We start from the raw sequence: 25,742 nt of genomic DNA, 5'->3' as shown, positions 1-25,742 counted from the left end.
ATGCCTAAGAACAACAAACTCAAAAAAATTCTGGTTATCGGCTCCGGCCCGATCGTTATTGGTCAAGCTGCCGAATTCGACTATGCAGGCACTCAGGCCTGCCAGGCCCTTAAGGAAGAGGGCGTCGAGGTCGTACTGATTAACAGCAACCCGGCGACGATTATGACCGATACCAATATGGCTGACAAAGTATACATCGAGCCGATTACGCTGGAATTCGTTACTGGCATTATCCGTCAGGAACGCCCGGACGGACTGCTGCCGACACTCGGCGGACAGACCGGCCTGAACATGGCTGTAGAGCTGGCCCGTGCCGGAGTCCTAGAGCAAGAGAAAGTGAAGCTGCTGGGTACACAGCTTGAATCCATCGAGAAAGCGGAGGACCGCGATTTGTTCCGCGAGCTGATGCGCGAGCTGGATCAGCCGGTGCCGGAAAGTGCGATTATTACCAGTGTGGAAGAAGCTCTGGGCTTCGCCGCAGGAATCGGCTATCCGCTGATCGTCCGTCCTGCCTACACGCTGGGCGGAACAGGGGGCGGAATCTGCGACAACGAAGAAGAGCTGCGTGAGACCGTCAAGGCCGGTATCCGTTACAGCCCGATCGGCCAGTGTCTGGTCGAGAAGAGCATCGCCGGCATGAAGGAAGTCGAATATGAGGTTATGCGTGATGCGAACGACAACTGTATCGTGGTCTGCAACATGGAGAACTTTGATCCGGTGGGCGTACATACGGGCGACAGTATCGTAGTGGCCCCGAGCCAGACGCTGTCTGACCGTGAATATCAGATGCTGCGCAGCGCTTCCTTGAAGATTATCCGCGCGCTGAATATTGAAGGCGGCTGTAACGTCCAGTTCGCCCTGGACCCGCAGAGCTACCAGTATTATGTGATCGAAGTGAATCCGCGTGTCAGCCGCTCCTCGGCGCTGGCGTCGAAGGCGACCGGCTATCCGATTGCTAAGATGGCAGCGAAGATCGCACTCGGCTACACGCTGGACGAAATCGTCAATCCGGTGACCGGACAGACCTACGCCTGCTTCGAGCCTACACTGGACTATATCGTCAGCAAAATCCCGCGCTGGCCGTTCGACAAGTTCATCTCGGCGAACCGCAAGCTGGGTACGCAGATGAAAGCGACCGGTGAAGTGATGGCGATCGGCCGTACCTTTGAAGAGTCGATTCACAAGGCCATCCGCTCGCTGGAGATTGGTGTCCACCGTTTCCGCTTGCCGGGAGCGGAGCTGCTTGAAGAGAGTGTGCTGCGCTATAGACTTGCCAAGCCGGATGATGAGCGCCTGTTCCTGATCGCGGAAGCCTTCCGCCGCGGCTATGAGCTGCAGGAGATTCAGGATATTACGAATGTGGACTGGTGGTTCCTCTCCAAGATCGAAGGGCTCGTGAGCTTCGAGGACGAGATCCGTGCCGAAGAGACACTGTCTGCTGACATACTGTATCAGGCCAAGCGTAAGGGCTTCACAGACCGGGCGATTGCCGAGATCCGTGCCGAAGGCCGTCCAGGCGGGGCATTCACCAAGGAGGCGGAAGTGCGTGTGCTGCGTCTGCAGCAAGGGCTGGTTCCGGTCTTCAAAATGGTCGATACCTGCGCCGCAGAATTTGAGGCTTCAACGCCATACTATTACTCCACCTATGAGACCGAGAATGAGGTCATTCATTCCGATAAGCAGAAGGTCATTGTACTCGGCTCGGGTCCGATCCGTATCGGCCAGGGAATTGAGTTCGACTACTCTACGGTACATGCGGTATGGGCCATACAGAAGGCTGGCTACGAAGCTGTAATTATCAATAACAATCCAGAGACCGTATCGACGGATTTCAATACCTCGGACCGCCTGTACTTTGAGCCGCTGTTCTTCGAGGATGTCATGAACGTGATTGCCCAAGAGAATCCGATCGGAGTCATCGTACAGTTCGGCGGACAGACCGCGATTAACCTGGCTGCACCGCTTGCGGCTGCGGGCGTGAACATTCTGGGTACCAGCCTTGCGAGCATCGACGAAGCCGAGAACCGCAAGAAGTTCGAAGCGCTGCTGGCCCGTCTGGATATCGCACAACCTAAAGGCAAGACCGTAATCAATATTGATGAGGCTGTCGAAACCGCGCAATCACTCGGTTATCCGGTGCTGGTTCGACCATCGTATGTCCTGGGCGGACGCGCCATGGAGATTGTCTACAACGACACAGAGCTGCTAAGCTATATGGTTGAAGCGGTAAAAGTGAATCCGGAGCATCCGGTGCTGATCGACCGCTATATGCTGGGTAAGGAAGTGGAAGTGGACGCCATCTGCGACGGAGAGACGGTTGTCATTCCGGGCATCATGGAGCATGTGGAACGCGCAGGGGTTCACTCCGGCGACTCCATCGCTGTCTACCCGCCGCAATATCTGGATGAAGGTCTGAAGCAGAAGATTGCCGAGATCACCATCAAGATTGCCAAGGAGCTCAAGACCATCGGGCTGGTGAACATCCAGTTCGTCATTTATCAGAACGAGGTCTATGTCATTGAAGTGAATCCGCGCTCCTCGCGTACGGTTCCGTTCCTGAGCAAGGTGACCGGTATTCCGATGGCGAACCTGGCGACCAAGATCATTCTCGGCGGCAAGCTGAAGGAAGACGGGTACACTGAAGGCCTGTGGCCGGAGAGCGATTATGTGTCGGTCAAAGTGCCGGTGTTCTCTTTTGCCAAGCTGCGCAGAGTCGAGCCTACGCTCGGACCGGAGATGAAATCCACCGGTGAGGTCATGGGCCGCGATAAGCTGTATGCCAAGGCGCTCTACAAGGGCCTGATCGGAGCAGGCATGAAGATCCCGGCTACCGGGGCAATCATTGTAACTGTAGCCGACAAAGACAAGGCTGAAGCGGTTGAGCTGATGAAGGGCTTCCATGCCATGGGCTACAAAATCATCGCCACCGGCGGTACAGCAGCTGCGCTGGAGCAGGCCGGGCTGAACGTGATGAACGTTAACAAGCTGGATGAAGGCGAGCCGACCATCCTGGATCTGATCCGCGGCGGTCAAGCGAACTTCGTCTTCAATACACTGACCAAGGGCAAAACGCCTGAGCGTGACGGATTCCGCATCCGCCGTGAAGCGGTAGAGAACGGCGTCGTATGTATGACCTCGCTCGATACGGTAACGGCGCTGCTGAGAATGCTGCAGACGATTAACTTCTCGTCCCAGTCGATGCCTGCTTTTGTCGGACAATAAGATAGAGGGTGAGGCAGCTTTAAGAGGCTGCTACAGGAACGGTTTGCGTTAGCGCAGACCGTTCACCTATGCCCGGGACCTGGAATGTTGCCAGATAACAATGAGAGAGGGTTGACTTTGTGGAGCAGACTTCAGCAGCACAGCAGCATGAACATGAGAACATCGGACAGGTAGAGAAGCGTAATGAAATGGCCGGACGCCTGATGGTCGCCTTGGATTATCCGAATGCAGACCAGGCACGGGCGCTGATCGAACAGCTCGAAGGCATTCCCTGTTATATAAAGGTGGGAATGCAGCTGTTCTATGCAGCCGGACCTGATTTCATCCGGGAACTGAAGGAGCGCGGATATTCGGTATTCCTCGATGTTAAAATGCACGATATCCCCAACACCGTAAAGGGCGGGGCAGAGAGCTTGACTCTGCTTGGCGTTGATATGTTCAACGTACATGCCGCCGGAGGAGCTGCCATGATGGCTGCTGCCGTGGAAGGAGCGGCCCAGGCGGTCAGCCTGAAGCCGTCGCTGCACATGCCGCTGATCATTGCAGTAACCCAGCTTACCAGCACCAGCCAGGAAGTGATGAACCGCGAAATCGGCATAGCTGGAACAGTGACCGATGCAGTGGTGCGTTATGCTAAGCTTGCCGCGGAAGCAGGCCTGCATGGAGTCGTAGCCTCGCCGCAGGAATCCGTGGTGATTGCCGAAGCCTGCGGACCAGAGTTCCGCACGGTTACCCCGGGTATCCGGCCCGCCGGGGCATCCCTGGACGACCAGTCCCGGGTCATGACTCCGAGGCAGGCTATCCGCCAAGGTAGCCACTACCTGGTAGTAGGCCGGCCGATTACAGCAGCGGCAGATCCGCGAGCAGCAGCACTGACTATTATTGAGGAGATGAGCCAAGCATGAGCATATTAGAGAATCGAAGTGAACAGGTCGCCAGTCATTTGCTGGAGATCGGAGCTGTAGCCCTGCGCCCGCAGGAGCCGTTCACCTGGACCTCCGGCATCAAATCACCGATCTACTGCGACAACCGTCTGACCATGGCCTTCCCGGCGGTCCGCAATTACATTGCGGAGGCCTTCGCAGAGCTGATCAGAACCAGCTACCCGGACGCCGAGGTGATTGCCGGGACAGCAACCGCCGGTATTCCGCACGCGGCCTGGGTGGCTGATAAGCTCGGTCTGCCGATGGCTTACATCCGGGACAAGGCCAAGGGCCACGGCAAGCAGAACCAGATCGAAGGACTCATCAAGCCCGGCCAGAAGGTGGTCGTGATCGAGGACCTGATCTCCACTGGCGGCAGCTCCATCAAAGCCGCACAGGCCGTACAGGAAGCAGGCGGCCTCCCGCTGGCCGTGCTGGCCATCTTCAGCTACGAGCTGGACCGCGCGGTAGAAGCCTTCGCTGCGGCGGAGCTTCCGCTCCAGAGCCTGTCCAACTACAGCACGCTCATTGACGTAGCGCTGTCTCAAGGCAAGATTGCTGAGAGCGATGTAGCGCTGCTGCAATCCTGGCGCAAGGACCCTGCCGCCTTCGGTGTGTAGGGGCTAGGAGAAGACGCAGGAAATAAGTAGAGGGTACGTAAAGAGTACGTAGAGCGTATAGAATGCATAGAAGAAGCTTTGTCCCCTTTGTCGGGGGATGGGGCTTCTTTTTTAATGCTTTAATTAGTTTTTGGGCTCTTAGGGAAAAGAAGTGGAAAAACAGCATCTATTCAATGGCTCAGCACACTTCTGGAGACTTTAGTTGGAAAAAATACACTTGTTCAGGCCCGATATGGATAGTAACGCAGATACCTCTAGAATTAGATGACCTAAATCCACTTATTTCCTTTGAAAAGGCGATTTCCGCCCAAGCAAATGTATAAAATCCAACTATTTCCCCTCAACGGCTCATTACAATTAGCTGCATACGGGCAGAAATTGCCATCCGCTCCGCTGAGCAATCCTCTAATTTTCTTGCAAAACTGGGCATGATAAATAGCACCGGGACATATATTATTGCGATGAAGGAGAAGAGGGTATCATGAATTGGATCTATTTTGCCAAGTTGTTCAGGACCAGATTTCAAGCGGGCTGCCTTGCCAAAAGACTGGAGCAGGACGGCTGGATCTATGGGTATCATGATCCGCGTTTTGTCGAAATATACCGTTCGCGCAAGGGCCGTTATGGAGTTCGTTTTCTGCCTTAGCCAGAAAAACCAAAATCATCCTTGACTTTATCCATGGCTATATTGTATATTATCTATTGTCGCTGTTTAAATAATTATTTACTGACGCGGGGTGGAGCAGCCCGGTAGCTCGTCGGGCTCATAACCCGAAGGCCGCAGGTTCAAATCCTGCCCCCGCAATTACCTTATTACACCGGACAGCACTTGTATAATACGGATATCCTAGTCCGGGCCCTTAGCTCAGTTGGTTAGAGCGGTCGGCTCATAACCGATTGGTCACAGGTTCGAGTCCTGTAGGGCCCACTTCACTTAAACCCTTACCCTGTAAGGGTTTTTTACTGTATGTAGGCTCGTAGGAGCGAATATGCTTGAGTGGGAAAGGCCGTATTTTTTAGCTTGCTAACGGATTTGCTAACGAAGATTTTTATTCTACAGTTTCAAGCTGCTTTTCTGCGAATTTATTGAGTTCATTTCAATTCTGTCAACGGCCTCTTCTTGCATGATTGGCAACAGAAGTGAGTACCTCTCATTAAACATCGCTGGAGTCATTCCCAGACGTTCGGCGGCAACCTTAGGATTTATTCCAATCGCTAGTAGAAATGAAGCATGGGTGTGACGCTGATCATGGAACCGTATCTTCTTGCCCCTGTTTTACGAATAAGAACATCCATCCCTTCTGTGATTCGCTTCGGCTTAATATAACCTCCTCCAGGATAACAGCATACCAGGTCATTGTCCTCGTAGGCTTCTCCATGCTCCTTCTTGTACGCTTCGACTTGTGCATGGCGTTCAAGAAGATCTTCAATAATATTCTGAAAGAGTTTTACCCGCCGGATCGAATCATTTGTCTTGGGACGCTGGATCACTAATCCATCCCGTGTCCAATTCGCTGTCTGAATAACCTTCAGCTCTTTCTTCTCAAAATCGATATCTTTCCACCGCAGCCCCAGAATTTCACCGCGCCGCATTCCAGTGTAAATTGCTAATGAAAAAGCAATGTAGTGAACATGATGCTTTGAGGATTGCAAAAACTGAGTAAATTCTTCAATGGTCCAGAACTGCATTTCTTTTTGTTCATTTCCATTACTTTGCTCCGCATGGACACCTTACTCATGATGTCTTCTGCCAGTAACCCCGATTCTGTATATGCAAGCCTGAGCGCGCGTTTCAGCACTCCGTGAATGTTCTTCACATAATCCTTTGAATATTTCTTTCTGAGTTCAGCATAAAATCCTTTGATGTTACGTGGAGTTAATGCCTGCAAGTTTCCAGACTAATCTCCGTTTCGTTAATATGCATTAAAGTGGAGGGGGCTGATGATGATCATTAAGCTAACGGGAGGATAGCGAACATTTAAAATCAAAAGCGATACAAACAGTCGCGGACCTTCAGAGATGGAAGATTCGTTTTTTCTATACGCAGATTCCACTTTATGGTATATTTATATGCGTTTATCATATCGAATTCATATGACGAAGTGGGTGTAAACAAAATGGATTTTCGGAAGTTTTTGCTTATATATGGGGTGATTATCCTGTCTTTAATCTTTTCTGGCTGTACTTATACGAAAAATGAGAAGGGTGCTGAAGGTGGGAAGGGTAAGCTAGTTGCAGCAAGTGAAACAACTGGTGTTCCTTCCACTGTGGCAACACGGGATTATATTCTGAAGGACAGCTCGAACTCGGTGCTGTCCCCGGAAAAGATCGGCAGCCTGGACAACCATATACTGGAGCTTGCGCGCAACGAGATATTTGCAAGGCATGGGTATGTATTCAAGCGGAAGGATTTGCAGGACTACTTTGCCGCCAAGCCTTGGTATCATGCAGACTCTACTTACAAGGAGCATCTTAACCCGACGGAGAAACAGAACGTTGCGTTACTTCATGAATACGAAGCCAAATATGCTGCCTATAAGCTCGAACCTGCCCACATAGATGACGTCCATTTACGGGGTTACACAGGCGATTCGGGCTTTAAACAGAAGAAGATGAAAGTGGATCTGAACGGAGATGGTAGTGAAGAAGAAATCCAGTTAATCCCTCCTGAAACGGAATTAGGGGCTTTCAAGCTGAAGGTGAAGGACATCACGATGGAGGTGGGCAGTGAGCTGCTTCCTTATCTTGATATTGTCGATTTGGATATTGACGATCAATATTTTGAGATTGCACTTCAAATGGATTCGCAAATGGATTTTCTACGATCAACATCTTTCTATGCCTATGACGGTGAAACCCTAAAGCAGATAGGTGAACTTCCCGGTTTCTCGGCACACAGCTCGATGTTTGACGGCCATGGACGAGTGGTCAGCGCAAAAGAAAGCAAGGATTTTCAAACCTGGTTCCGTGAATTGGTATTCCATCTGGATAACGAACATGCTCTTCATGAAGAGCACCAGGACTTTTATCCGATGGAACCACCGACGCCTTTAACGATCAAAAAGGAAATTACCGTGAAGTTTCATAAAGATGATACGGGCGAAACCTTTTCGCTGAAACCCGATGACAACGTAAAATTTCTGGGTGATGACAAACTCGGCCATATCAAGTTTCAAACTAGCACGGGGAAGGAAGTCTGGTACACAATGAGCGATAAGGATGTGGACTATAGTGATTTTTTTGACGGGTTGATTTTATATGATTAGACGGAGAATGGCGTTCTGGACCCGTTGTAAAAGTCGGTTTGGACAATTATTTAATCTCACACGTGATCGGATTGACGAGTAATCAACTGTTTAACGGGAAACGATAGTTTAAAAAACAGCGGTAGTATAGGACGGTGGAGTCACCGGTACCGCAGCCATTACTGCAGCAAACTGGAGCGGAGTCTTCAACCGGATCGACGGCTTGGTGTTTGATGTCGTCTATCTGCAGTCCTCCGAGGCGGCGGTACAAGCAGCGGCCAAGCAGTGGCTGCTGGATCGCCGGACCAAGGCGCGCAAGCTGGCGCAACTAGTTATTGCTGGTGCGGCTTCTGCAGACGACGACATCGAGATCCATAATACCCGCAGCCGTGATGCAAATGCCCGCTTTATTATTAATTGCTCTCTGGCCGGTGAACATACCAACGGTAAGACCTATGACTCTCTTCGGTGGGCTGCGTGGGTGGCTGGGTTGGTCTCGGGCACGCCTGCGAATCGGTCCTTTACAGGTGTTAAGGTGCCAATGACACAGGCTAAGGTGGACTGGAGCCATTCGGAGGTATTGAAGGGTTTGTCCGAAGGAACCCTGATGGCCACTCGAGACGGCTACGACTATATTATCGAGTCTGCAGTGAACACCCTGACCACGCTGGGAGCTGGGGAGCGGGAGGACTTCGGGAAGATCCGCGTGTCGATGACAATCGACCAGATCTTGAACGACATCTACGCTGCTGGTAAAGCCAATAAGGCCAAGCTGGACAATGACAAGGACGGCCGAGGGCTGTTCATCGCTGCGGTCGTCAGCTATCTGAAGGTGCGGGCGCAGCAGAAGGCCATCGGTGATGAATTCACCTTTACCGAGCACCCGACAAAGGTGAGCGACCCAGATTACGCATACTTTTCCCTGTCGGCAAAGCCTCTCGATGCGATTGAAATCTTTAATATTGATTGGGAGGTGGCGTAATCCATGGAACGCGAGCTGATTGGCCGTAATTTAGCTGTGCAGGATGATAACGGGGATTCAATTCAGACCATCAAAGAAGTAGAAGTTATCCTGAAGCCGGAGACGCTGGACATTATCCGTGCGCGGAAGATGTCCAAGACGAAGCAAATTGTTGGGTATGAAATTACGGTGAAACTGGTGATGTCGAAGTTGGAGTCTGCCCTTCGTTACCGCCTTCTGGCTGACTTCAAGGCGAGTAAGACGATGTTCCTGGACGGGATCACCGGCTCTCTCGAGGACATGCAAACTGGCAATGTAGAACGAGTGATGATCAGCGGCGTGCATATTCATGATGAGATGGATCTCCTGGTGGCTAAGATCGACGACAATAACGGAATTGATATCACACTTTCCGGGACTGCGAATGATTTTGATTTCATTGAGCAGTTCCCAGCTTATATGGCATAAAGATGGTTGCTTCAGTGATTTAATCGGTTTATGATTTGATCAAGGAAAAATAAGGGGTGAATCAATGAAATTACTGGACGGACTCTAGCTTCCCTGAAGGAGGTTAGAGTTGATTTGAGTAGAAGTATTAAGAAAACACCCGTATGTAAAGAGCAGGCAAGTCGTTGGATCAAACGGCAGGCAAGCAAGGCTGTAAGAAGATATCCTCATGACATTTCATTTGGAAAATCCTATAGAAAGATTTTTTCTTCTTGGGATATCAGTGATTGGTGGTTCTACACACCGTACAAAAAGGCAGTTAATGAGTGGGAAACTACTCACAAGACTTGGCGTAAACAGGTGAGTTTTCAAGAAATGACTTTCCAATGGGCTAAGAGCTTTAAACGAAAATAGTAAAAGAGTCGTTGGCAGGGAAGCGCCAGCGACTTTTTTGCATTCTAATACAAAAATATGGAGGTCTTTTGCATGACCGATAAATTAGAAAAATATCTATCCAAGGGTAAAGCAGGCCGGAACGATGATACCATCATGGTACCAGCAGACGGAGAGGATTGGTCAGTACGCCGCCTGACTACCATTGAGGTACGCCGGGCCTATGAGCTGGCTTATGAAGAGAACGGAGATCCGAAAGAATCCTATAACGAGATTGATGTGATGATTGTCAAGGCAACGGAACACGAATTTGATTGGAATAACAAGGATTTGCTGCTGGCTTTCAATTGTATCAATAAGTATGAGCTGCCGCCGCGCATCCTGGACAACCCTGCTGATTATGCGGAGCTGAGCAAAGCAGTGACCAAGTTCCAGGAGACAAAGGATGCATTATTGAAAGAAGCAAAAAACTCATCAAGCAAGACGGAGAAGCAAGCTGGATAGCATCCTTTTGGATAAACCAGAAGCGGCTGCCAGCTGAGGTCCTTCCGTATGAGGTAGATAAACAGCGGCAGTATTATTTCTGTCTTGCGGCCGGCATGGTCGCCGAAGAAGAAGCCAAGAGAGTTCTAAGAAAATGATATAGATCTTTATTTGCTTAAATAAAATTTTGAAACAACAGAACCTTGGTCTAGATCCACAGTTAACCAATCAATTGTATCTGTCCCCCCAGATCCTGGATTATAAATCTGAAAAACAAAATTTTCATTTTCCATCTGAGAAAACTCAACATATGTAAGTTTATCGACGTAGCCGTGTTGAACTAAATTATCGGCTGCAAATGATTTAGCAAGTTCCAAAGCCTGTTGCTGTTCTAGGGAAAGCTCGTTTAGATCATCTGTTACCAGGGGAGTGTAGTCATCAAGACAGGTGTCTCCAAGTATCTCGCAACTAATCTCTTGAGTAACTAGATTCACATGGTACCACTCCATGACTTCAGTTGTAACTTTACTAGATTGTTTAACTATGTAATTCCCTTCATCATCAGTTCCAACTATATTTATAGACGAAATCCTTAATTGCTCTTGATTTAACTTGGAACTCACTAATTTTATTGCTGCGTCTTCACTCGAAATAGACTGGTTTTCTGAGGTGATATTAGAGTTGTTAGGATTTGCCTCAGAGCTAATCTGATTATTAATTTCTGATTCATCGCTAGTTCCAGGGGCTTCGCTTGATTCTGCCTTTATTTTAACGGTTGTCTTTACTTCTTTTGTTTCATTTTTGTTTGTATTTATTGAGTTATTTGTAGAAAATTTACTTTTTTCATTATGAGAACAACCAATAAGAACCAAGAAAAATAATATTATCATTACTTTTTTCATAATGCTTCCCTTCAGTATTAAATTTATTAATAAGTTTTGCGTTATCTCTGATGAAATCCCTTAACGAACTTCACAATATGCTCATCCCAGTTATTCGTGAATTTGTTTAAATATCCTGCTTTGTAGATTTATATTTCGAATGCTTAAAAGACCTATATCTATAAATGCAAGGTGGTGAAAAACCATTGCAGCGACAACAAAAGTGACGGTCCCGTTTGAAGCGAGGGACTTTATTTCCGGTGCAGTCCGGAGTATGCGGACTGCACTCCGTGGAGCAACTGATGATTTACTCGACTTCCGCCGGGCTGCAGGACAGACGGGGGATAACTTGGTATCTGATCTTCGTCGTTCCCGGAGTGCGGCAAATGATTTAGGCGGCCGAATTGGTAATGCATCGGACGAGGCGCGCCGGCTGGGTCGTGCGAACGTCGATGATATCTTTCGACGCGCTCGATCCGGAGCAGAAGATTTACGCCGCTCAGCATCTCGCGCGGACGCTGAGTCCGCGGTATGAGCGATTCACGGGTGCACATAAAAGCACAAGATGGAGTCAGTCCGGTCATAGATGGGATTTCAAGCAAGCTAACTAATTTTATTACTTGTTACTTCCATTCTTTTGTTCTTTAGCTTTCTCGCTGAAATGTAAGCTAATAATAGCAATTACCAATAAAGCAACACCTACTATATTAGAGAATACAGGCTCATTGTTTGAAAATGATCTTATTAACAACCGAATATTTATAGCAAGCGCCCCGAACCAACATATGTAAACAAACGATTTAGTAGTATTTTTCATTATTTTACCTTTCCAATACATTATTTTATAGTTATCCACGGAACCGTTGAAAATATTATTGTATCGGCAATCGTCTGGCCTTCCCCATGCGCTCATTGCTATTCCTTAACAGGGCTGAAAATTTTAAATGAAAATAAAAACAGGAGTGGTTGGCAGGGAAGCGCCAGCAGCTCCTGTTTTATTGTTAACGTACACCCCTAACCAAACATAGAAGGCAAAAAGAACAAGAAAAAGATTATAAGTACAATAACGCTGCTTATTCTGCTCATCATGAGATAAGCCTCACTTGGTTCGGAATCGCCCTTTACCATCCAACCATAACGCATATACCAGCCCATGGCCGGGAAGAAGATATTCAGGATTGCAATCAGTACAAATAGAATAGCAAAGACAACCATTTTTACCAACTCCTTTATCAGTTTTACGTGAATTGTGCATCTGAAGTTGCACATCTTTTATAACGTCAGCTTAATTGATGTAGCATGAGTTTGAAGGAGTATAACCAAAAAACAGACCCGAATTAGAAATTCGGATCTGACAGGGAAGTATCAGTTGTCCAATCCTAAAATACGAAAAATAATAAAATTTGGTGTGGGACATTGTGATGTATTCAAGGGCGTAACTACTATGGCTAACGCCCGTTTTTTTGGAATTAGGTTGCTGACTAGTAAAAACTAGTTGTTCGTCCATTTCTAAATCGGATGTAATGCGTACACTACACTATCTTATTAGGGAGGTGTCCGTATTGAGTTGTCCAGACGATAAAAAATGTCATCCTAAAAAAATCGTCACCCTTGTTCCTTCAAAAAGAAAAAGAAAAGAACATCGGAAAGTTGTTAAAAAAGTGATTAAAAAGGTGGTTAAAGTAACCTGTCCACCGCCTGAAGTCAATGTCACTACACCTACCGTCATTGGTCCCACAGGGCCCCAAGGAGCACAGGGCTCCCCAGGCATACCGGGAATCCCGGGGGCAAGAGGCCCCCAGGGAACAGCAGGTCCTCAGGGACCTGCCGGTGGCCCTCCAGGGCCCCAAGGCCCCCAAGGTGTGCCCGGGCCATCCGGAGCGATAGGCCCCCAGGGAGCAGCGGGGCCCGTTGGCCCGCAAGGGGCGCAGGGAATTCCGGGAGCACAGGGCCTCATAGGTCCCCAGGGCCCGCAGGGTGAACCTGGTCCGGCGGGAGCGATTGGGCCACAAGGCATTGCCGGAGCTACTGGGCCGGCCGGAGCGGCAGGGGCTGCAGGGCCGGCTGGAGCCACAGGAGCCACTGGGCCAGCCGGAGCCGCAGGAGCTGCAGGAGCCACAGGAGCGACCGGGGCCACAGGAGCAACCGGGGCAACAGGAACGGCGGGAGGAGTATTAGGATTTGCTGATTTCTTTGCTCTGATGCCTCCTGATAATGCAGCAACGGTAGCGCCGGGCACAGATGTTAGCTTTCCACAAGATGGCCCTACCAGCGGAACAACGATTGCCCGGACCGGGCCGAGTTCTTTTAATTTAGCGGCCATTGGGACGTATCAGGTGCTGTTTCAGGTTAGCGTGACCGAAGCCGGACAACTAATCTTGACTTTAAATGGTGCAGATCTCGCTTATACCGTAGTGGGGCGGGCAACAGGTACCTCACAAATCGTAGAAATGGCTATTGTGCAAACAACGGTCATTAACAGTATTCTAACCGTTCGTAATCCTGCCGGAAACTCCACTGCACTTACGATTACTCCTCTTGCAGGAGGAACAAGACCCGTTTCAGCACATCTTGTTATTACACAATTAGCGTAGCGGCTATTTTAAACGAATAGAGCATAATAAAATTTTGCCACCAGTAGCTTGGTGGCTTTTTTGTGATCACAATAAACCACGTGACATTGTTGTCACACCAACTCCCATATTGTTAGCTCATTCGATGGGGAATTCTATCTTAGCCTCTTATACTGGAAATATATTGATTCACTTCCGAGAGGGGCTATTCACCAATGACTGAAGCTATCAAAGCAATTATATTAGGGATTATTGAGGGGTTGACTGAATTCTTGCCGGTCTCGTCTACCGGGCACCTTATCCTGGCAGGGGATTTGCTGGAGTTCGAGGGGGAGGCTGCGGTTACCTTCAAAATCGTGATCCAGCTAGGTGCGGTAATGGCCGTGCTGCTGCTATATTGGAAGAAGTATATGAACATCGGGATGAATATGCTGAAGCTGGACTTCTCCAAGGGCAAGGGGCTGAACGCCATCCACATGCTCCTGGCTATGGTTCCGGCACTAGTGGTGTATCTGCTCTTCAAAGACACGATCAAGAGCCAGTTATTCGGCCCCAAGCCGGTTCTTATTGGTCTGATTGCCGGTGGCCTATTGATGATCCTCGCTACACGCAGCAGGAGATCCGTAACGTCAGAGACGGTTGACGGTCTTAATTATACACAAGCCTTCGGCATCGGGCTGTTCCAGTGTCTGGCACTGTGGCCCGGGTTCTCCAGATCCGGTTCGACGATCTCAGGCGGTCTGCTGCTGGGAACCAGCCAGAAAGCCGCTGCGGACTTCACCTTCCTGATCTCCGTGCCGGTGATGTTCGGAGCAAGCCTCCTGGACCTGTATGACAGCAGGGATCTACTCAATTCAGATACGCTGACCCTGATGCTGATCGGATTCGTGACGTCCTTCCTCGTAGCCATGATTGCAGTAGTCACGTTCATCAAGCTGATCAAGCGGCTCCGCCTGGAGTGGTTCGCGCTGTACCGGTTCGTGTTAGCGGGGCTGTTCTATGTAATTGTTATACTGTAAAATCCTGCTCTCAGCCGTATTCCTTAGGCTCCTGCAGCAGGATGGAGAAGGTCTGGGTAACGTGGTCCACTTCAATCGTCTCGATACCCACAAAATCCGGAATTTCAGGATGAACGGCATCCACGCTATATTCAGGGTGAGTCAGCAATAATTGAATGACTTTCAAGGCTTCCACGTTAATCTTGATCCCCTTTACAGTAGAATCTAACCCTGTTATAGAGGGGAATCTCCGCCCTCCGGGTCTATAGCGTATTATCCCCGCAGCGCTTAGCGAATATGTCTGTGGATGATATTTCTGTCTTCGTTACGTTCCATAACAGCCATTAATTGCCCCTGGAAAATCCGTCTCTGGATCTGGTCGATCCGCTGCAGCGCGAGGGGAACGGGAACCTGGAACGCTACAGCCAGCTCGGCAACGGCATCCTCACGAAGCTCGGGCAGCGTATTCGCGGAGATCATACTATAGGGCATGGAGGCATACAGAATGAACCGGTCGGATTCATCTCTCTGCGCCTGCGTGAACACTCCGGGCATAAGCGTAGACTTGCCGGCATGCCGCAGCAAATGACAGAGCTCGTGGAGGAATTCCAGCCGCTGCAGCTCGGGAGGGAGGCGGTTGTCGATGAACATACTGTACATTCCGGCCGCAGCCTCAATCGCCTTGCTTCTGACATCCAGATAGTGTACCCAGATATTGAGCTGCTTCGCTATGTAATCAATGGAGATATCGGCCGGCTTGCGGACGCCAATGCGCTGGTATAGATCCTCTGTCCATTTCTCCAAAGCGGTCATCTGATAATAGCCTTGCATAATCAATCACCCCATATATAAGATCGTATGTTCGTGTTATTGGCCAAAAGAAAAGCCCTTAAGGGCTAAGCAGCAGTTCAGCGCGTACTCTTCAACGGCTGAAATATGGAACGGGTGTTCCTATGTATGTAAGCATAAAGGAATTACGCCCGAATATCAAGTGTTTTTCCCAAGGTGGGGTGCGTGGCCTGACTCAGCATCTGAACCATATCTTGGGCGCTGCTCTGTGCCTGCTCCTTGGCAAGGCTCATCACCTGCAGCCCTGCGGCCTGCTGTAAGGATGACTGGCTCATCACTACGGATAATGCAGCAATATCCATCCGGCATTCCTCCCTTCATTTGTTGTTAAGTTATTGCTTCATACTCTATATCGACTACTGGACGCCTGTCCGTTAGGTGAAAGGCATTTCTTTGCCAATTGGCCCATGCAACGGGGCGGAATTCCACATATTCTGTGCTGTATTCAATATTCAAGAGGAGGAATTAATTATGGGAGCAGAGTATGGTTGCGGTTGTGGAAATAACGTAGGTGGAGTGAATCAGGGACCTCCAATCGTTCCGGTAGTAAGCCCTTGGACTTCGACAGGTGCCATTCTGGTTCTGTTCATTCTGCTGGTTATCATCACTAAAGCCTGTTTGTTCTAGAACCGCCTATAGCCAGTGTAGCCCTGTCCGGCCTGTGCCGGATAGGGCTATTTCTTTTTCTTCTTATGAGCACGGACCGTTGGCCCGATCTGGCGTTTGATTCTGCCTGTAGCTGCATCGGTTTCAATAATATAGAGCTCCTTGACTGTTCCTGCAAGCGCGAACCATTCCTGTAAGGCTTCAGCTTCGGACATAGGGCCGTACAGCCGTTTGCCCCGATAACAGATATAGAACACTTCCGGCTCTCCATCTAAGTTATATTATCCCATTTCATTCTACGCTTTATCGCAGTGAAATTGAACAACATCCCCCACAGGCCGGCTTATTTGAAAATAAACTCCACACGCGTACCGTCTGCGAACGCCTCCAGCTGATTGCCGACCCAGCTTCCCGCTCCGCGGTTATCACTGGGTGTTATGTACTCAATATGTGCCCCGGCTCCGCCTTCATCACACATGGCCATCGGCCATTCATCCCGGTCATAGCCTTTCTTCGTGGGGACTCCCTTCAGAGACGCCTTGCGGTTCTCCTCCGCCTCCTTGCGGTTGATCGTGCAGATGGCCGACTCTCCCTTGCGGATGGCCTTCTGGATGTGCCTCGCGGTCTCCGGGTAGCGGTCTGCCGGGAACTTCAGCTTCACGACCTCCGAAGGATTCGCAGAAGGGGTCTGCGGCAGCCATTGCCCGTTCTCCTCCAGCAGGTAGGCGGCAAGACTGAGCAGGGCGATAATGATGAGACTGATGATGGACTTTTTGGCTTTCATATCTGCTCCTTTGGATGTGGGTATGGGTATAATGCCTGTGCCCTGAATAGTATAGCGTAAGAATAACGGATTGTGACAGCCCTAATTCTGTGTATTTGCCGTGCTGAAGTTCCACAATTCGTCATAATATGTACAAACACAAGGAAAAGGATGGTGGAAAATGTGGAACAGCGCAACCTCAGGGACCTGCTGGATTCAGCCTCACGGCTGATAGGTGATGTGCAGTGGCAAGCGGCTTTTCGCAAAATACAGATGTCTCCCGCTGACGCGGAGCTGGGGGCGCCTGCACGGAAGCTGCTGGAGACGCTGTACTGGCTGCAGGGCCAGGGAATGATCAGCGGTCAGCATGATTACCTGGAGAGCCCGGATGATATCAACAACAAGCTTAAGAATACGGCTGGCGGCTATGCCGGACTGCACGGCTATGAGATGGGGCCGATCAGCAACCAGACGGAGAAGCTCATCAGCAGCCAGCGGCAGGGCGTAACCGACAGTGCGATCCGCTGGCACAAGGCCGGGGGGATCGTAGCGATGACCTATCATGCCAACCTGCCGGGCAGCGCTCCAGCCTGGACGAATGTCTCCATGAGCCTCAGCGAAGCTAATTTCAGCAAGTACATCACACCGGGAACGCCAGAGTATACGGCAATGATTGCTGAGCTGGATAAGGTAGCTGTTTTCCTGAAAAAGCTCAATGACGCCGGTGTTCCCGTACTCTGGAGACCCTACCACGAGATGAACGGCGGCTGGTTCTGGTGGGGGCAAAAGTCCTCCTTCGTCACCCTCTGGGAGATCATGTTCCAGCGGTACACCGTCTATCATCAGCTGCACAATCTGCTGTGGGTGTGGAGTCCGAATGCCAAGAACAAGAATAGTGAGGAGCCGGCGAAGTATTATCCGGGCAGCGGCAGAGTGGATGTGCTGGCAGCGGATATTTTCGAGGGGGATTACAAGGTAAGCCATCATGATACGCTCTGGGACCTGGGGCGCGGCAAGCTGATTGCCATCGGCGAGAACGGGGAGCTTCCTCCGCCAGCTGTGCTGGCAGGCACGCAGAACAAATGGAGCTACCAGATGACCTGGGGCAAGATGCTGTACGAGCGCAATAAGGATGCAGTAATTCAGGCTTTTATGAAGAATAGTGCCGTGTTCTCCAGAGATGATTATTCGGCCAAGGCTGCGGCGTATGCTTCTTCAGGAGGGGTACTCCCCAAGCCGGGCCTCTATGGTCAGTATTATAACAATATTACGCTTAGCGGCACGCCTGCCCTCACCCGGACAGATGCCAATATTAACTTCGCCTGGAGGCAGGCGGCGCCTGATCCGGCCGTTCACGCAGATCTGTTCTCCGTACGCTGGAGCGGCCAAATAAGCGCTGCCTACAGTGAGACCTACACGATCTATTCGTATTCAGATGACGGAATCCGGGTATGGATTGACGGGAAGCTGGTTATTGACAGCTGGATTAAGCAGAGTGGGCAGGAGCGGCAAGGCACAGTGAGTCTGATTGCAGGGAAGCTGCATGAGCTGAAGGTGGAGTACTATGAGAACCAGGGGGATGCGCGGGCGGTACTGATGTGGGAGAGCCCCAGCCAGGCCAAAGGCGTAATTCCGGCAGGAGCCCTCTACCTTCCATAACTAAGTGTAACGAAGCGTCAGATATGCTCGCGGTAGCTGATGTTGTTGGCGATTTTCTCGTCACGGACGGCTTGGCGCAGGATATCCTTGACAGCTTGAACCTTACGGATTCTATAGAAGGGGAGCTGTGGAGATGAAGCATCATCCGACAAAATGATCAGCGTCCCGATACCCAGCATACGCTGCATAACCGACTGAGTGACAGAGAAATCATTCACCCGCAGCAGCTCGATTTCTTCGACATCCTTGCCGATCAGTCCGCTTTTCACCATAATCCGCTGGGACGTAATCGTATACTTGGTGGTATTCAGTCCGATCAGCCCCTTGAGACGGTCGGAGATGCCGGCAGGCTTGCCCTGCCATAATTCTTTTTCGGGACCGGAGCTATGGCCAGCCGCCGGACGGCGTGCTGCTGCCGGAGAACCGGCCTCTTCTGTACCTGCCCCGCATTCCCCGCAGAATTTGGCACCTTCCTTGTATTCCGCACCACATGCTGTGCAATAAGCCATGATAGATCTTCCTCTCCTTGAACAGATGAATTCATTATAGTATAACAGGAATTGCCAGTCATCAACGGGTTATGGACCGCCGTTTCTCCCTATGAATACGCTTAACTGCTGACATATGTTTCATTGCGCCGAATTTTACATTAATTTCATTTGCACTTAACAAAAATCGATATTATTCTGTTAAGTGGAGGGATATTAACTATGAGACAAGCTTTACTTGCAGGACTGCTAGTGGCCGTCATGATACTCAGTGCCTGCGGCAATAACAGTGCTGAACCGGCGTCCCCGGAAGAGGTACAGGAGACGGTACAGAACTTTTACAATGAAATGTCGAAATTCGACGAAATGGGCAAATCCTCGCTAGAGAACTTCAACACCACGCTAACCTCTTATTCCACCGGACAAGCGACAGACAAAGAATTCGAGAAGGCTGTGGACAGCTTCCAGGATACCGCATCTCAGCTTGCAGATCATGTGAACGATATCAAGATTGCGGGTGGCCTGCCGGATACGATCGAGAAGCTGCTTAGAGATTCGGTGATCGCTTTCCAGAGTGCCTATCAGATCAAGGAGAAGGCTTCCAAGGGCGCAGTATCGCCCGATGTGACCGCTGAGGAATTCAACACGATGAATGAGCAGGCGGACATAGCGATGCTCTACGGCATCTCCAAGCTGAATGAAGCCAGAGAAGCCGCCGGATTGATTGAACCGGAGCAAGCCGTACCGGGAACCGTATCAGATGCAGGCACAGATGCCAAGCAGGAACCGGGTGCTGGAAGCGCAGGGACTTCGTCAGTGAAATAAGTAGAGACAAGACTTGTTATACGCCAAAGGATGCAGGTGAAGACGCTGTACAGCATTACTGTAGGCGTCTTTTTGCTGCCGATTGAATTATTGGTCCAACCTTTTTGAGAAGTACTTAGGGGCTTCCCTGAAACCTTGTCTTTCATAAAATGTATGAGCCGCTATTCTTCTGGCATGGCAATGAACCTGGATACTGGCACATCCTCTTCGGGTGGCGGAAGCTGAAGCGGATTCCACTAATTCCTGTCCAATTCCCTTACTTCTAGCTGAGGAGTCCACAACCAGATAACTAATGGAGGCGATATCTCCTCTCATGCCCAGTTGCGGGATATAATGCAGGGAAAGACAGGCGATAACACATCCTTCCGCCTCATAGACCATTAACTCCTCATTGGGGTCAGCAAGAAGTCTTTCTATATTCTCTTTCATATAAAGCTCGGTATCCGGATAACCTAACTGCGTCAATAGTCTGGAAATACCCTCCCGATCCTCCACATTTGCTGCTCTAATCATAAATATCATCTCCGTCCTTTCTACCCCTTTCCCCTAATGATGGCATCAGATTAGCTAAAATACTAGAACCACGGGATGGCTGTTTTCATGCAGGTGTGGTGCTAGTTCAACCCTTTGTAATGATCAGTTAAAGCCCTCCTTCTGCGTCCTTGGCCTGACATTAATTTCTGCTTGCTTAACAAGCTGAATCGCGGATATAATACAAACATACGTTCGGTTTATGAGCGAAAAGATGATGTAGTCCGGGTTATAAACATCAGAGTGGGGGAATAGCAATGGGCAAGAAGCTTGAAGCGGGCGGTCTGCGGGAGAGCAGCCGAATCATGTTGACGGAGCATAAGGGCGGGATCAGGAGGGACGAACGGGAGACCTGGCATAGCCTGAGGCCGGTGCTGGATGAGCAGAAGCTGGAGGAGATTGAGCATACGCTGGCCTTATCGCTGCGGAGTCATGTGCGGGTAACGCTGGTGCTGTATGGTCCTCAGGAGCAGGTGAAGCTGAGCGGGTTCGTGACCTCCATTCACACCCACTCGCGTGAATTCAAGCTGCAGTGGGCGGAGGAATGGAAGTGGCTGCTTGTAGATGACATTGTGGAGGCTTATATTGTCTAAAAGGAAAGCTATCTGCCTGGGATCAGCACGGGCACGCTTCATTTACTTGCTGTGGTGTCCATCCGTCTTCTCATAGGCAATCAGCGTGACTTCCGGGTTCCCGGTCATCCGGGCAATCTCCGATTCCGCCTGGCGGATTACTTCGACCACATCCTCCTGATCGCTAAGCGGGGCTATTCTGTAGCTGTCGCTGTGTATCTCCATGTTCATCCCCCTTTTCGTTTGAATGACCTGACTTACGGTCTGTCTTCTTATTCTGGCCTGTAGGCGCACAGTTCATCCGGGGAGATAGGACGCTGCACAGCTTATTTTGTGAAAAAAACGGTCATTGGTGCAAGCAATCCGGCCTAAGCGGGCATTTACTATACCAGGGGGTGAGTAGATGCTTACTTTGGAGCAGGTCAAGCAGAAGTCCGCCGCAAGGCTGGCGAAGCTGCATCCGGCCGTACTGGCCGGGGCGAACGAGCTGATTAGACGGAGCTATAACCGGGGGGTACCGATCCTCATTACGCAGGGCATGCGCACGATAGCGCAGCAGAATGAGCTATATGCTCAAGGGCGAACCAAGAAGGGCGACATTGTAACGAATGCCCGGGGAGGCGACAGCTACCATAATTACGGACTGGCAATAGACTTTGCGCTGCTCCTGCCGGATGGCAGGAATGTGTCCTGGGATATGAAACGTGACGGGGATGGCGACAAGGTGGCAGACTGGCAAGAGGTGGTGCAGGAGGGGAAGAAGCTGGGATTTGAATGGGGCGGGGACTGGACCTCCTTCAAGGATTACGCTCATCTGCAGATGAGCTTCGGCCTTAGCATCCAGGACCTGAAAGCGGGCAGACGGCCTACTGCCCAGCAGAGTGCAGCCGCACTAAGCCGTATAACCGGAGGTGAGCCAGAGGTGAACAAGGATATCCCGGTAAATATTACGCTCAATGGAAAGAAGCTGACGACCGGCGTCATGGACGATGCGGTAACCTATGCGCCTGTACGTGCGATTGCGGAAGCACTTGGAGCCAAGGTCACGTATAATGCGTCCAGCAAGACCGTGAACATTGTGAAGGAATAACTTCTCTGCATAGATGCTGTCCCGGATGGGGAAATTATCAGCGATTAACCACATCCATGAAGGGGGCACAACATTTTGAACAAGCTGATCACAAGTCTTGCCTGCGGTACGGTCCTGTCCATGAGTCTGCTCGGAGCAGGTGACATCTCCGCAGCAGCGCCGGGCGGTATGACAACTACGACTCCGGGCGTTATGAGCACCACCGCTCCGGGCATGCACAGCACAACTACTGACGGCCGGATGGGCAACATGGGGAATATGGGCAATCTGGATGACCGTATGATGGACAGCCGGGGCAACACCATGATGAATGAGACCAGAGATTCGATGCACAAGACCGAATCCATCATGAAGGACAAAATCCGTACCGGCGACAACAGCTCCGTCTCCCCGCTGTCCAACAATAACACAACGGGCCGCTACCGGGCACAGAGCACAACCACCACAGCCAACAACGACAACCGCTCCTCCAACTGGGGCTGGCTCGGTCTGCTCGGCCTCCTGGGTCTGGCTGGCATGCGCAGCAGAACCGGTGAGCGTGACCGCCACTAGTCCGAGCAGCGCAGGGCAGAATGGATCTGATCAGATCCGATTCGGTAAGACGAGCAAAAGGCCCGCGTCAGTCTTGGCTGAGCGGGCTGTTTGCTGCGTCTGCAGCAATATTAAAAAAAGGAATTGCGTATCCCCCGTATACGTGCTATTATATTTCTTGTCGCGTTAGTTCGCGCACATAACATGCCGGGGTGGCGGAACAGGCAGACGCACAGGACTTAAAATCCTGCGAAGGGTGACCTTCGTACGGGTTCGACCCCCGTCCTCGGCATCCATATTCATTGTAAAAGGCGCATTCAACTGAATGCGCTTTTTCTATACATACAGAACAGAAAAAGGATAATGTAAATGAAGAATCGAATTAAGCAGGAGACGAAATCTGTAATTCATTGAAGAGATAAAGGGCATCTTTGAATCACTGCAGATAGATGGAGCGTTCAAGAAATGGCTTGCAGCGATAATTGGGCATCGTCGTATAGGAATATAGCCTTTTGATGCTCCTCTGGCAGAGCAATCCTAAGTTGCCGGAAGCACTCACTGCTAATCATTCATACTAATAGCTGGAGGGGAACTTCTTGTTGAAAAGCAATCTAAGAATGCTAATGGCCGAGCATCAGATCGACGACATTACTGAATTAATGGAGAAGTCAGGATTAAGCCGGAATTCAATCAATAAGCTGTATAGAGGAACCCATCTGGAGACTATTAAGCTGGAAACACTGTTTAAACTTTGTGATACGTTTCAATGCAAGCTGTCGGAGTTGATTGAGTATGTGCCGGAGGAATAGGATATTATCAGGAATTAGCCGGGAGGGTGCCTTTGCAGGTGCTCTTTTTGTTTGTTTTCTACTTCTAAGTAACTGGACAGTCAAAAATTCTTGTCAAAAATCATAATACAGAAAAATAACCCATTTCGGCGATCTTTGAAAACTTCGTATGAAGCGCGGCGGGCACCATTTTCGAAGATGTAGCCGTGGGATTTGGCAAAATGAATAAGCGTGATTTTGTTTGCTTGGAGAATTGTAATTGATTAAGAGATTTGAGTTCTCTAATAATCATAACTCCTTTTATTAGAAATAAGTATTTTAATTATAAAAAAAGATTTCACAGAAACGTCATTTAAATCTTTGAAATCATGTGTTTTATTTGAGAACAAAATATCTAAATAGTAGATAATTAATATAGATAAAAACTGCTAATTTTTATAATGCATAATAATAATTCGAAGGGAGTGGATGTTAATGTATGAAGCCATAGATATAGTCACTAATGAGCTTTATGGAATTGATGATTGGTTAAAGAATTGCGAAAATAGAAAAGAAGGTTTATGCCGTGTTTGTGGTGAGAAAATTTATATTCGGGCTGATAAATCAGAAAATACAAAAACTCATTTTTCTCATTATAGGGACTCGAAATGTCCAACAATAGAAAAGAATCATAGACCCTTCGCTCATTTAAATGCCAGTGAACTTGATCTTGAAAATGGGGAAATAATTAAAGGTAAGGTTGCTGAACATTCATTTCTAATATTTGAGAAATGTAAAGGAATGGCCGAGAATTTGAATGCTAAAGAATTTAGAGATTTAATCGATTTTGCGACGCAAAAAGAAGTCTGGAATTATAAGGGACTTACGTTTACTTATGTTCCATACATTCTTTTAACCTGCAGGGAAAAATTCACAAAAGGGGAGAGGAATTATAGGAAAAGTGATTTTTATTTTGTATTTGATCCCAACATTAAGAATGTGGACGAGCTTTGGAATCAATCAGGAAAAAAACAAAAGCTTTGGAAAGTTGATTGTAAAGATAATAATGTAACTGAATATTCTATAGACAGCGCACTTTTACCGAAATGGTATGAATTCACAGACGAATATATTAGAAATAAATTCACTTAATTAGTATTGCAATTTAAACAAATTAATGAATAGATGGAGGCTTATATCCTCTGTCTTTTTTGTTTACTATTATCCTAATTTCTTGCTTTCTTATATTAATGGGTAAATTTGTTGCTCTTGAACATCTAGATAACAAATTGTACGGATTCAATGTAAAATTAGGATATAATTACATTGTGTATTCCAGTAGTATTGTTGAACTTTTTATAGAATGATGTTGACTTTTCAAATTTAAATTGTGTGGAATTTTAATATATCTGAACGGTGGGACACAAATGCTTCCAAAATTAAATTTGTCATCTTTACCTTTATGGTTAGAAAATGATGTATCTTCTAGTGAAAATGGAAGGTATAAACACAATTTACTAAGAGAGAATCCTGAAGTTAGGCCAACTGTACTCGAAGATTTAAAAACTCTTGTTCAAAAATCTCACGATGATGCAAGATACAGGCTTCGAAGTTTCTTAGAGGATAATCTAGACCCACTCGATGAATGGAAAGATGAAATTGATCCAGCTGAGGGATATCCTCATTTTTTTGATTTGACAACACTCAAAGGGTATTTTGGAGAATTCTTTTCTGGATTGATTGCTGAGAATCTGACGCTTTTTGACGAAGCGCATTGGAAAGTACCAGTTTTCTCCTTCAGATGGCACGACACCGCTTTTGACCAGCTTGAAATGATGCGCCAAACCGGAAATATGAAAGGTGCTATATTTGGCCGTACTGGAGATGACTGTGTTGCTTTTGTTATGGAGAAAGGAATAATTAAAAAGATCCTTTTCCTAGAGGCAAAATGCTCAGCTGCATATGATATGGGTATGATTAATGACGCCCATGTTAAAATCAGTACTAAAAATTTGGCACCATTGGAGATAAGGCGATTAATCGAAATCTTGCAAGACTATGAATCTAATCCTGATGCGGGAGTATGGATCCATGCTCTTAGAGGTCTATATAGGGAGTATAAAAATGTAGATAGATATGATTGTGTAAGTTACATTTGTGGTCAATTTCCAAAAAGGCCAACGGAAAGAGTTTGCTGGATGCCACGTTTAGAACCACATCCAAGTTATAAAGGGGAAAGAATGTTAGAAGTTGCTGAGATTCATATTAATGACGTTAACAAACTTGTTAGCTTCGTTTATGGAAAGGAAGAATAG

At 48.7% G+C, this 25,742-nt stretch carries 32 protein-coding genes and 3 tRNA genes; 24 read left to right on the top strand and 11 right to left on the bottom strand.

Annotated features, from left to right (window positions below; genetic code table 11):
• From carB to J2Z70_RS09135, 7 genes are all read left to right on the top strand, one after another.
• Window positions 1–3,222 (top strand): carbamoyl-phosphate synthase large subunit, encoded by a 3,222-nt coding sequence (gene carB, locus J2Z70_RS09165; RefSeq protein ID WP_209871864.1) that lies wholly within the window; start codon window positions 1–3, stop codon window positions 3,220–3,222.
• A gap of 188 nt (window positions 3,223–3,410) precedes the next feature.
• Window positions 3,411–4,127: an orotidine-5'-phosphate decarboxylase gene (pyrF, locus tag J2Z70_RS09160; protein ID WP_209872480.1), complete on the top strand. Its 717-nt coding sequence runs from the start codon at window positions 3,411–3,413 to the stop codon at window positions 4,125–4,127.
• Entirely contained in the window at window positions 4,124–4,765 is a 642-nt protein-coding gene (pyrE, locus tag J2Z70_RS09155; protein WP_209871862.1) for an orotate phosphoribosyltransferase, read from the top strand. The genes pyrF and pyrE overlap by 4 nt, the downstream gene beginning before the upstream one ends.
• 62 nt (window positions 4,766–4,827) lie before the next feature.
• On the top strand, window positions 4,828–5,088 hold the full coding sequence (locus J2Z70_RS09150) for a hypothetical protein (RefSeq protein WP_209871857.1): 261 nt from the start codon (window positions 4,828–4,830) through the stop codon (window positions 5,086–5,088).
• Window positions 5,089–5,246: 158 nt separating this feature from the next.
• Window positions 5,247–5,411 carry a hypothetical protein gene (locus tag J2Z70_RS09145; protein WP_019909365.1) on the top strand — a complete coding sequence of 55 codons (165 nt, stop codon included), beginning with the start codon at window positions 5,247–5,249 and terminating at the stop codon, window positions 5,409–5,411.
• 85 nt (window positions 5,412–5,496) lie between these two features.
• Window positions 5,497–5,570: transfer RNA gene (locus tag J2Z70_RS09140), tRNA-Met, on the top strand.
• Between the two features lie 49 nt (window positions 5,571–5,619).
• Window positions 5,620–5,693: transfer RNA gene (locus tag J2Z70_RS09135), tRNA-Ile, on the top strand.
• A gap of 287 nt (window positions 5,694–5,980) precedes the next feature.
• Here the strand turns inward: J2Z70_RS09135 and J2Z70_RS33225 are convergent.
• Window positions 5,981–6,454, bottom strand: a complete 474-nt coding sequence (locus tag J2Z70_RS33225; protein WP_245368116.1) for a site-specific integrase — start codon at window positions 6,452–6,454, stop codon at window positions 5,981–5,983.
• Between the two features lie 428 nt (window positions 6,455–6,882).
• Between J2Z70_RS33225 and J2Z70_RS09125 the strand changes: the two genes are divergently transcribed.
• From J2Z70_RS09125 to J2Z70_RS09105, 5 genes are all read left to right on the top strand, one after another.
• Window positions 6,883–8,031 (top strand): YARHG domain-containing protein, encoded by a 1,149-nt coding sequence (locus tag J2Z70_RS09125; RefSeq protein WP_245368115.1) that lies wholly within the window; start codon window positions 6,883–6,885, stop codon window positions 8,029–8,031.
• A gap of 157 nt (window positions 8,032–8,188) precedes the next feature.
• Entirely contained in the window at window positions 8,189–8,992 is an 804-nt protein-coding gene (locus tag J2Z70_RS33855; protein WP_209872478.1) for a phage tail sheath subtilisin-like domain-containing protein, read from the top strand.
• 3 nt (window positions 8,993–8,995) lie between these two features.
• The gene (locus tag J2Z70_RS09115) at window positions 8,996–9,439 is read left to right on the top strand and encodes a phage tail tube protein (RefSeq protein WP_209871851.1); all 444 of its coding nucleotides are present in this window, start codon (window positions 8,996–8,998) and stop codon (window positions 9,437–9,439) included.
• A 114-nt stretch (window positions 9,440–9,553) separates the two neighbouring features.
• Window positions 9,554–9,832: a hypothetical protein gene (locus J2Z70_RS09110; protein WP_036724232.1), complete on the top strand. Its 279-nt coding sequence runs from the start codon at window positions 9,554–9,556 to the stop codon at window positions 9,830–9,832.
• A 72-nt stretch (window positions 9,833–9,904) separates the two neighbouring features.
• Window positions 9,905–10,315, top strand: coding sequence for a hypothetical protein (locus tag J2Z70_RS09105; protein ID WP_209871848.1), 411 nt, complete (start codon window positions 9,905–9,907; stop codon window positions 10,313–10,315).
• A gap of 146 nt (window positions 10,316–10,461) precedes the next feature.
• On the opposite strand, the gene J2Z70_RS09100 is transcribed toward J2Z70_RS09105, so the two are convergent.
• Window positions 10,462–11,196, bottom strand: a complete 735-nt coding sequence (locus J2Z70_RS09100) for a hypothetical protein (RefSeq protein WP_209871845.1) — start codon at window positions 11,194–11,196, stop codon at window positions 10,462–10,464.
• A 993-nt stretch (window positions 11,197–12,189) separates the two neighbouring features.
• Window positions 12,190–12,390: a DUF6199 family natural product biosynthesis protein gene (locus J2Z70_RS09095; RefSeq protein ID WP_036724228.1), complete on the bottom strand. Its 201-nt coding sequence runs from the start codon at window positions 12,388–12,390 to the stop codon at window positions 12,190–12,192.
• Window positions 12,391–13,037: 647 nt separating this feature from the next.
• Between J2Z70_RS09095 and J2Z70_RS09090 the strand changes: the two genes are divergently transcribed.
• Both J2Z70_RS09090 and J2Z70_RS09085 read left to right on the top strand, forming a co-directional pair.
• Window positions 13,038–13,769, top strand: a complete 732-nt coding sequence (locus J2Z70_RS09090) for a collagen-like protein (protein WP_281068137.1) — start codon at window positions 13,038–13,040, stop codon at window positions 13,767–13,769.
• 194 nt (window positions 13,770–13,963) lie between these two features.
• Window positions 13,964–14,767 (top strand): undecaprenyl-diphosphate phosphatase, encoded by an 804-nt coding sequence (locus J2Z70_RS09085; protein ID WP_209871840.1) that lies wholly within the window; start codon window positions 13,964–13,966, stop codon window positions 14,765–14,767.
• 10 nt (window positions 14,768–14,777) lie between these two features.
• Here J2Z70_RS09085 and J2Z70_RS09080 read toward each other — a convergent pair whose 3' ends face one another.
• The 3 genes from J2Z70_RS09080 to J2Z70_RS09070 all read right to left on the bottom strand — a co-directional run bounded on the left by J2Z70_RS09080 (window position 14,778) and on the right by J2Z70_RS09070 (window position 15,897).
• Window positions 14,778–14,942 carry a hypothetical protein gene (locus J2Z70_RS09080; RefSeq protein ID WP_155991360.1) on the bottom strand — a complete coding sequence of 55 codons (165 nt, stop codon included), beginning with the start codon at window positions 14,940–14,942 and terminating at the stop codon, window positions 14,778–14,780.
• Window positions 14,943–15,034: 92 nt separating this feature from the next.
• Window positions 15,035–15,577, bottom strand: a complete 543-nt coding sequence (locus J2Z70_RS09075) for an ImmA/IrrE family metallo-endopeptidase (protein ID WP_036724201.1) — start codon at window positions 15,575–15,577, stop codon at window positions 15,035–15,037.
• Between the two features lie 143 nt (window positions 15,578–15,720).
• Window positions 15,721–15,897, bottom strand: coding sequence for a YjfB family protein (locus tag J2Z70_RS09070; RefSeq protein ID WP_076076056.1), 177 nt, complete (start codon window positions 15,895–15,897; stop codon window positions 15,721–15,723).
• A gap of 169 nt (window positions 15,898–16,066) precedes the next feature.
• On the opposite strand from J2Z70_RS09070, the gene J2Z70_RS09065 reads away from it, so the two are divergent.
• Window positions 16,067–16,222: a hypothetical protein gene (locus J2Z70_RS09065; RefSeq protein WP_155991357.1), complete on the top strand. Its 156-nt coding sequence runs from the start codon at window positions 16,067–16,069 to the stop codon at window positions 16,220–16,222.
• Between the two features lie 47 nt (window positions 16,223–16,269).
• On the opposite strand, the gene J2Z70_RS09060 is transcribed toward J2Z70_RS09065, so the two are convergent.
• Both J2Z70_RS09060 and J2Z70_RS09055 read right to left on the bottom strand, forming a co-directional pair.
• Entirely contained in the window at window positions 16,270–16,458 is a 189-nt protein-coding gene (locus J2Z70_RS09060; RefSeq protein WP_036724199.1) for a hypothetical protein, read from the bottom strand.
• Between the two features lie 86 nt (window positions 16,459–16,544).
• A complete protein-coding gene (locus J2Z70_RS09055; protein ID WP_209871837.1) occupies window positions 16,545–16,985 on the bottom strand; it encodes a NucA/NucB deoxyribonuclease domain-containing protein in 441 nt (146 codons plus the stop codon).
• Between the two features lie 162 nt (window positions 16,986–17,147).
• On the opposite strand from J2Z70_RS09055, the gene J2Z70_RS09050 reads away from it, so the two are divergent.
• Window positions 17,148–18,623: a glycosyl hydrolase gene (locus tag J2Z70_RS09050; protein ID WP_209871834.1), complete on the top strand. Its 1,476-nt coding sequence runs from the start codon at window positions 17,148–17,150 to the stop codon at window positions 18,621–18,623.
• A gap of 17 nt (window positions 18,624–18,640) precedes the next feature.
• Here the strand turns inward: J2Z70_RS09050 and J2Z70_RS09045 are convergent, their stop codons facing one another.
• Window positions 18,641–19,132: a PH domain-containing protein gene (locus tag J2Z70_RS09045; protein WP_036724191.1), complete on the bottom strand. Its 492-nt coding sequence runs from the start codon at window positions 19,130–19,132 to the stop codon at window positions 18,641–18,643.
• 201 nt (window positions 19,133–19,333) lie between these two features.
• Between J2Z70_RS09045 and J2Z70_RS09040 the strand changes: the two genes are divergently transcribed.
• Window positions 19,334–19,936 (top strand): peptidylprolyl isomerase, encoded by a 603-nt coding sequence (locus J2Z70_RS09040; protein WP_036724189.1) that lies wholly within the window; start codon window positions 19,334–19,336, stop codon window positions 19,934–19,936.
• A gap of 87 nt (window positions 19,937–20,023) precedes the next feature.
• Here J2Z70_RS09040 and J2Z70_RS09035 read toward each other — a convergent pair whose 3' ends face one another.
• Window positions 20,024–20,449 carry a GNAT family N-acetyltransferase gene (locus J2Z70_RS09035; protein ID WP_209871831.1) on the bottom strand — a complete coding sequence of 142 codons (426 nt, stop codon included), beginning with the start codon at window positions 20,447–20,449 and terminating at the stop codon, window positions 20,024–20,026.
• A gap of 275 nt (window positions 20,450–20,724) precedes the next feature.
• Here J2Z70_RS09035 and J2Z70_RS09030 point away from each other — a divergent pair, with 275 nt between their 5' ends.
• A complete protein-coding gene (locus J2Z70_RS09030; protein WP_209871828.1) occupies window positions 20,725–21,060 on the top strand; it encodes a YolD-like family protein in 336 nt (111 codons plus the stop codon).
• 42 nt (window positions 21,061–21,102) lie between these two features.
• Here the strand turns inward: J2Z70_RS09030 and J2Z70_RS09025 are convergent, their stop codons facing one another.
• The gene (locus tag J2Z70_RS09025; RefSeq protein ID WP_209871825.1) at window positions 21,103–21,264 is read right to left on the bottom strand and encodes a hypothetical protein; all 162 of its coding nucleotides are present in this window, start codon (window positions 21,262–21,264) and stop codon (window positions 21,103–21,105) included.
• A gap of 178 nt (window positions 21,265–21,442) precedes the next feature.
• Between J2Z70_RS09025 and J2Z70_RS09020 the strand changes: the two genes are divergently transcribed.
• From J2Z70_RS09020 to J2Z70_RS08995, 6 genes are all read left to right on the top strand, one after another.
• Entirely contained in the window at window positions 21,443–22,129 is a 687-nt protein-coding gene (locus tag J2Z70_RS09020) for a M15 family metallopeptidase (RefSeq protein WP_209871822.1), read from the top strand.
• A gap of 75 nt (window positions 22,130–22,204) precedes the next feature.
• On the top strand, window positions 22,205–22,681 hold the full coding sequence (locus J2Z70_RS33220) for a WGxxGxxG family protein (RefSeq protein WP_245368112.1): 477 nt from the start codon (window positions 22,205–22,207) through the stop codon (window positions 22,679–22,681).
• Window positions 22,682–22,866: 185 nt separating this feature from the next.
• Window positions 22,867–22,952, top strand: a tRNA-Leu gene (locus J2Z70_RS09010).
• Between the two features lie 325 nt (window positions 22,953–23,277).
• Complete coding sequence (locus J2Z70_RS09005) at window positions 23,278–23,469, top strand: helix-turn-helix domain-containing protein (protein WP_209872472.1); 192 nt, start codon at window positions 23,278–23,280, stop codon at window positions 23,467–23,469.
• A gap of 453 nt (window positions 23,470–23,922) precedes the next feature.
• Window positions 23,923–24,579, top strand: a complete 657-nt coding sequence (locus J2Z70_RS09000) for a hypothetical protein (protein WP_209871820.1) — start codon at window positions 23,923–23,925, stop codon at window positions 24,577–24,579.
• A 275-nt stretch (window positions 24,580–24,854) separates the two neighbouring features.
• Window positions 24,855–25,742: a hypothetical protein gene (locus J2Z70_RS08995; protein ID WP_209871817.1), complete on the top strand. Its 888-nt coding sequence runs from the start codon at window positions 24,855–24,857 to the stop codon at window positions 25,740–25,742.

It is taken from the genome of Paenibacillus silagei, assembly GCF_017874735.1.
Lineage (GTDB): Bacteria > Bacillota > Bacilli > Paenibacillales > Paenibacillaceae > Paenibacillus_AQ > Paenibacillus_AQ silagei.
Note: the sequence above shows the minus strand (reverse complement) of the source record. Positions and strands in the feature narration are given on the sequence as shown.

What these genes read in the sequence shown, in the direction of transcription:
- J2Z70_RS09145 (WP_019909365.1), top strand. Translation starts at nt 5,247, where the DNA reads ATGAATTGGATCTATTTTGCCAAGTTGTTCAGGACCAGATTTCAAGCG.
- J2Z70_RS33225 (WP_245368116.1), bottom strand. Translation starts at nt 6,454, where the DNA reads ATGCAGTTCTGGACCATTGAAGAATTTACTCAGTTTTTGCAATCCTCA.
- pyrE (WP_209871862.1), top strand. Translation starts at nt 4,124, where the DNA reads ATGAGCATATTAGAGAATCGAAGTGAACAGGTCGCCAGTCATTTGCTG.
- J2Z70_RS09115 (WP_209871851.1), top strand. Translation starts at nt 8,996, where the DNA reads ATGGAACGCGAGCTGATTGGCCGTAATTTAGCTGTGCAGGATGATAAC.
- pyrF (WP_209872480.1), top strand. Translation starts at nt 3,411, where the DNA reads ATGGCCGGACGCCTGATGGTCGCCTTGGATTATCCGAATGCAGACCAG.
- J2Z70_RS09100 (WP_209871845.1), bottom strand. Translation starts at nt 11,196, where the DNA reads ATGAAAAAAGTAATGATAATATTATTTTTCTTGGTTCTTATTGGTTGT.
- J2Z70_RS09085 (WP_209871840.1), top strand. Translation starts at nt 13,964, where the DNA reads ATGACTGAAGCTATCAAAGCAATTATATTAGGGATTATTGAGGGGTTG.
- J2Z70_RS09035 (WP_209871831.1), bottom strand. Translation starts at nt 20,449, where the DNA reads ATGATTAGAGCAGCAAATGTGGAGGATCGGGAGGGTATTTCCAGACTA.
- J2Z70_RS09055 (WP_209871837.1), bottom strand. Translation starts at nt 16,985, where the DNA reads ATGAAAGCCAAAAAGTCCATCATCAGTCTCATCATTATCGCCCTGCTC.
- J2Z70_RS09150 (WP_209871857.1), top strand. Translation starts at nt 4,828, where the DNA reads ATGCATAGAAGAAGCTTTGTCCCCTTTGTCGGGGGATGGGGCTTCTTT.
- J2Z70_RS09005 (WP_209872472.1), top strand. Translation starts at nt 23,278, where the DNA reads ATGCTAATGGCCGAGCATCAGATCGACGACATTACTGAATTAATGGAG.
- carB (WP_209871864.1), top strand. Translation starts at nt 1, where the DNA reads ATGCCTAAGAACAACAAACTCAAAAAAATTCTGGTTATCGGCTCCGGC.
- J2Z70_RS09045 (WP_036724191.1), bottom strand. Translation starts at nt 19,132, where the DNA reads ATGGCTTATTGCACAGCATGTGGTGCGGAATACAAGGAAGGTGCCAAA.
- J2Z70_RS09000 (WP_209871820.1), top strand. Translation starts at nt 23,923, where the DNA reads ATGTATGAAGCCATAGATATAGTCACTAATGAGCTTTATGGAATTGAT.
- J2Z70_RS09125 (WP_245368115.1), top strand. Translation starts at nt 6,883, where the DNA reads ATGGATTTTCGGAAGTTTTTGCTTATATATGGGGTGATTATCCTGTCT.
- J2Z70_RS09075 (WP_036724201.1), bottom strand. Translation starts at nt 15,577, where the DNA reads ATGCAAGGCTATTATCAGATGACCGCTTTGGAGAAATGGACAGAGGAT.
- J2Z70_RS08995 (WP_209871817.1), top strand. Translation starts at nt 24,855, where the DNA reads ATGCTTCCAAAATTAAATTTGTCATCTTTACCTTTATGGTTAGAAAAT.
- J2Z70_RS09095 (WP_036724228.1), bottom strand. Translation starts at nt 12,390, where the DNA reads ATGGTTGTCTTTGCTATTCTATTTGTACTGATTGCAATCCTGAATATC.
- J2Z70_RS09070 (WP_076076056.1), bottom strand. Translation starts at nt 15,897, where the DNA reads ATGGATATTGCTGCATTATCCGTAGTGATGAGCCAGTCATCCTTACAG.
- J2Z70_RS09025 (WP_209871825.1), bottom strand. Translation starts at nt 21,264, where the DNA reads ATGGAGATACACAGCGACAGCTACAGAATAGCCCCGCTTAGCGATCAG.
- J2Z70_RS09040 (WP_036724189.1), top strand. Translation starts at nt 19,334, where the DNA reads ATGAGACAAGCTTTACTTGCAGGACTGCTAGTGGCCGTCATGATACTC.
- J2Z70_RS09020 (WP_209871822.1), top strand. Translation starts at nt 21,443, where the DNA reads ATGCTTACTTTGGAGCAGGTCAAGCAGAAGTCCGCCGCAAGGCTGGCG.
- J2Z70_RS09065 (WP_155991357.1), top strand. Translation starts at nt 16,067, where the DNA reads ATGGGAGCAGAGTATGGTTGCGGTTGTGGAAATAACGTAGGTGGAGTG.
- J2Z70_RS09105 (WP_209871848.1), top strand. Translation starts at nt 9,905, where the DNA reads ATGACCGATAAATTAGAAAAATATCTATCCAAGGGTAAAGCAGGCCGG.
- J2Z70_RS09030 (WP_209871828.1), top strand. Translation starts at nt 20,725, where the DNA reads ATGGGCAAGAAGCTTGAAGCGGGCGGTCTGCGGGAGAGCAGCCGAATC.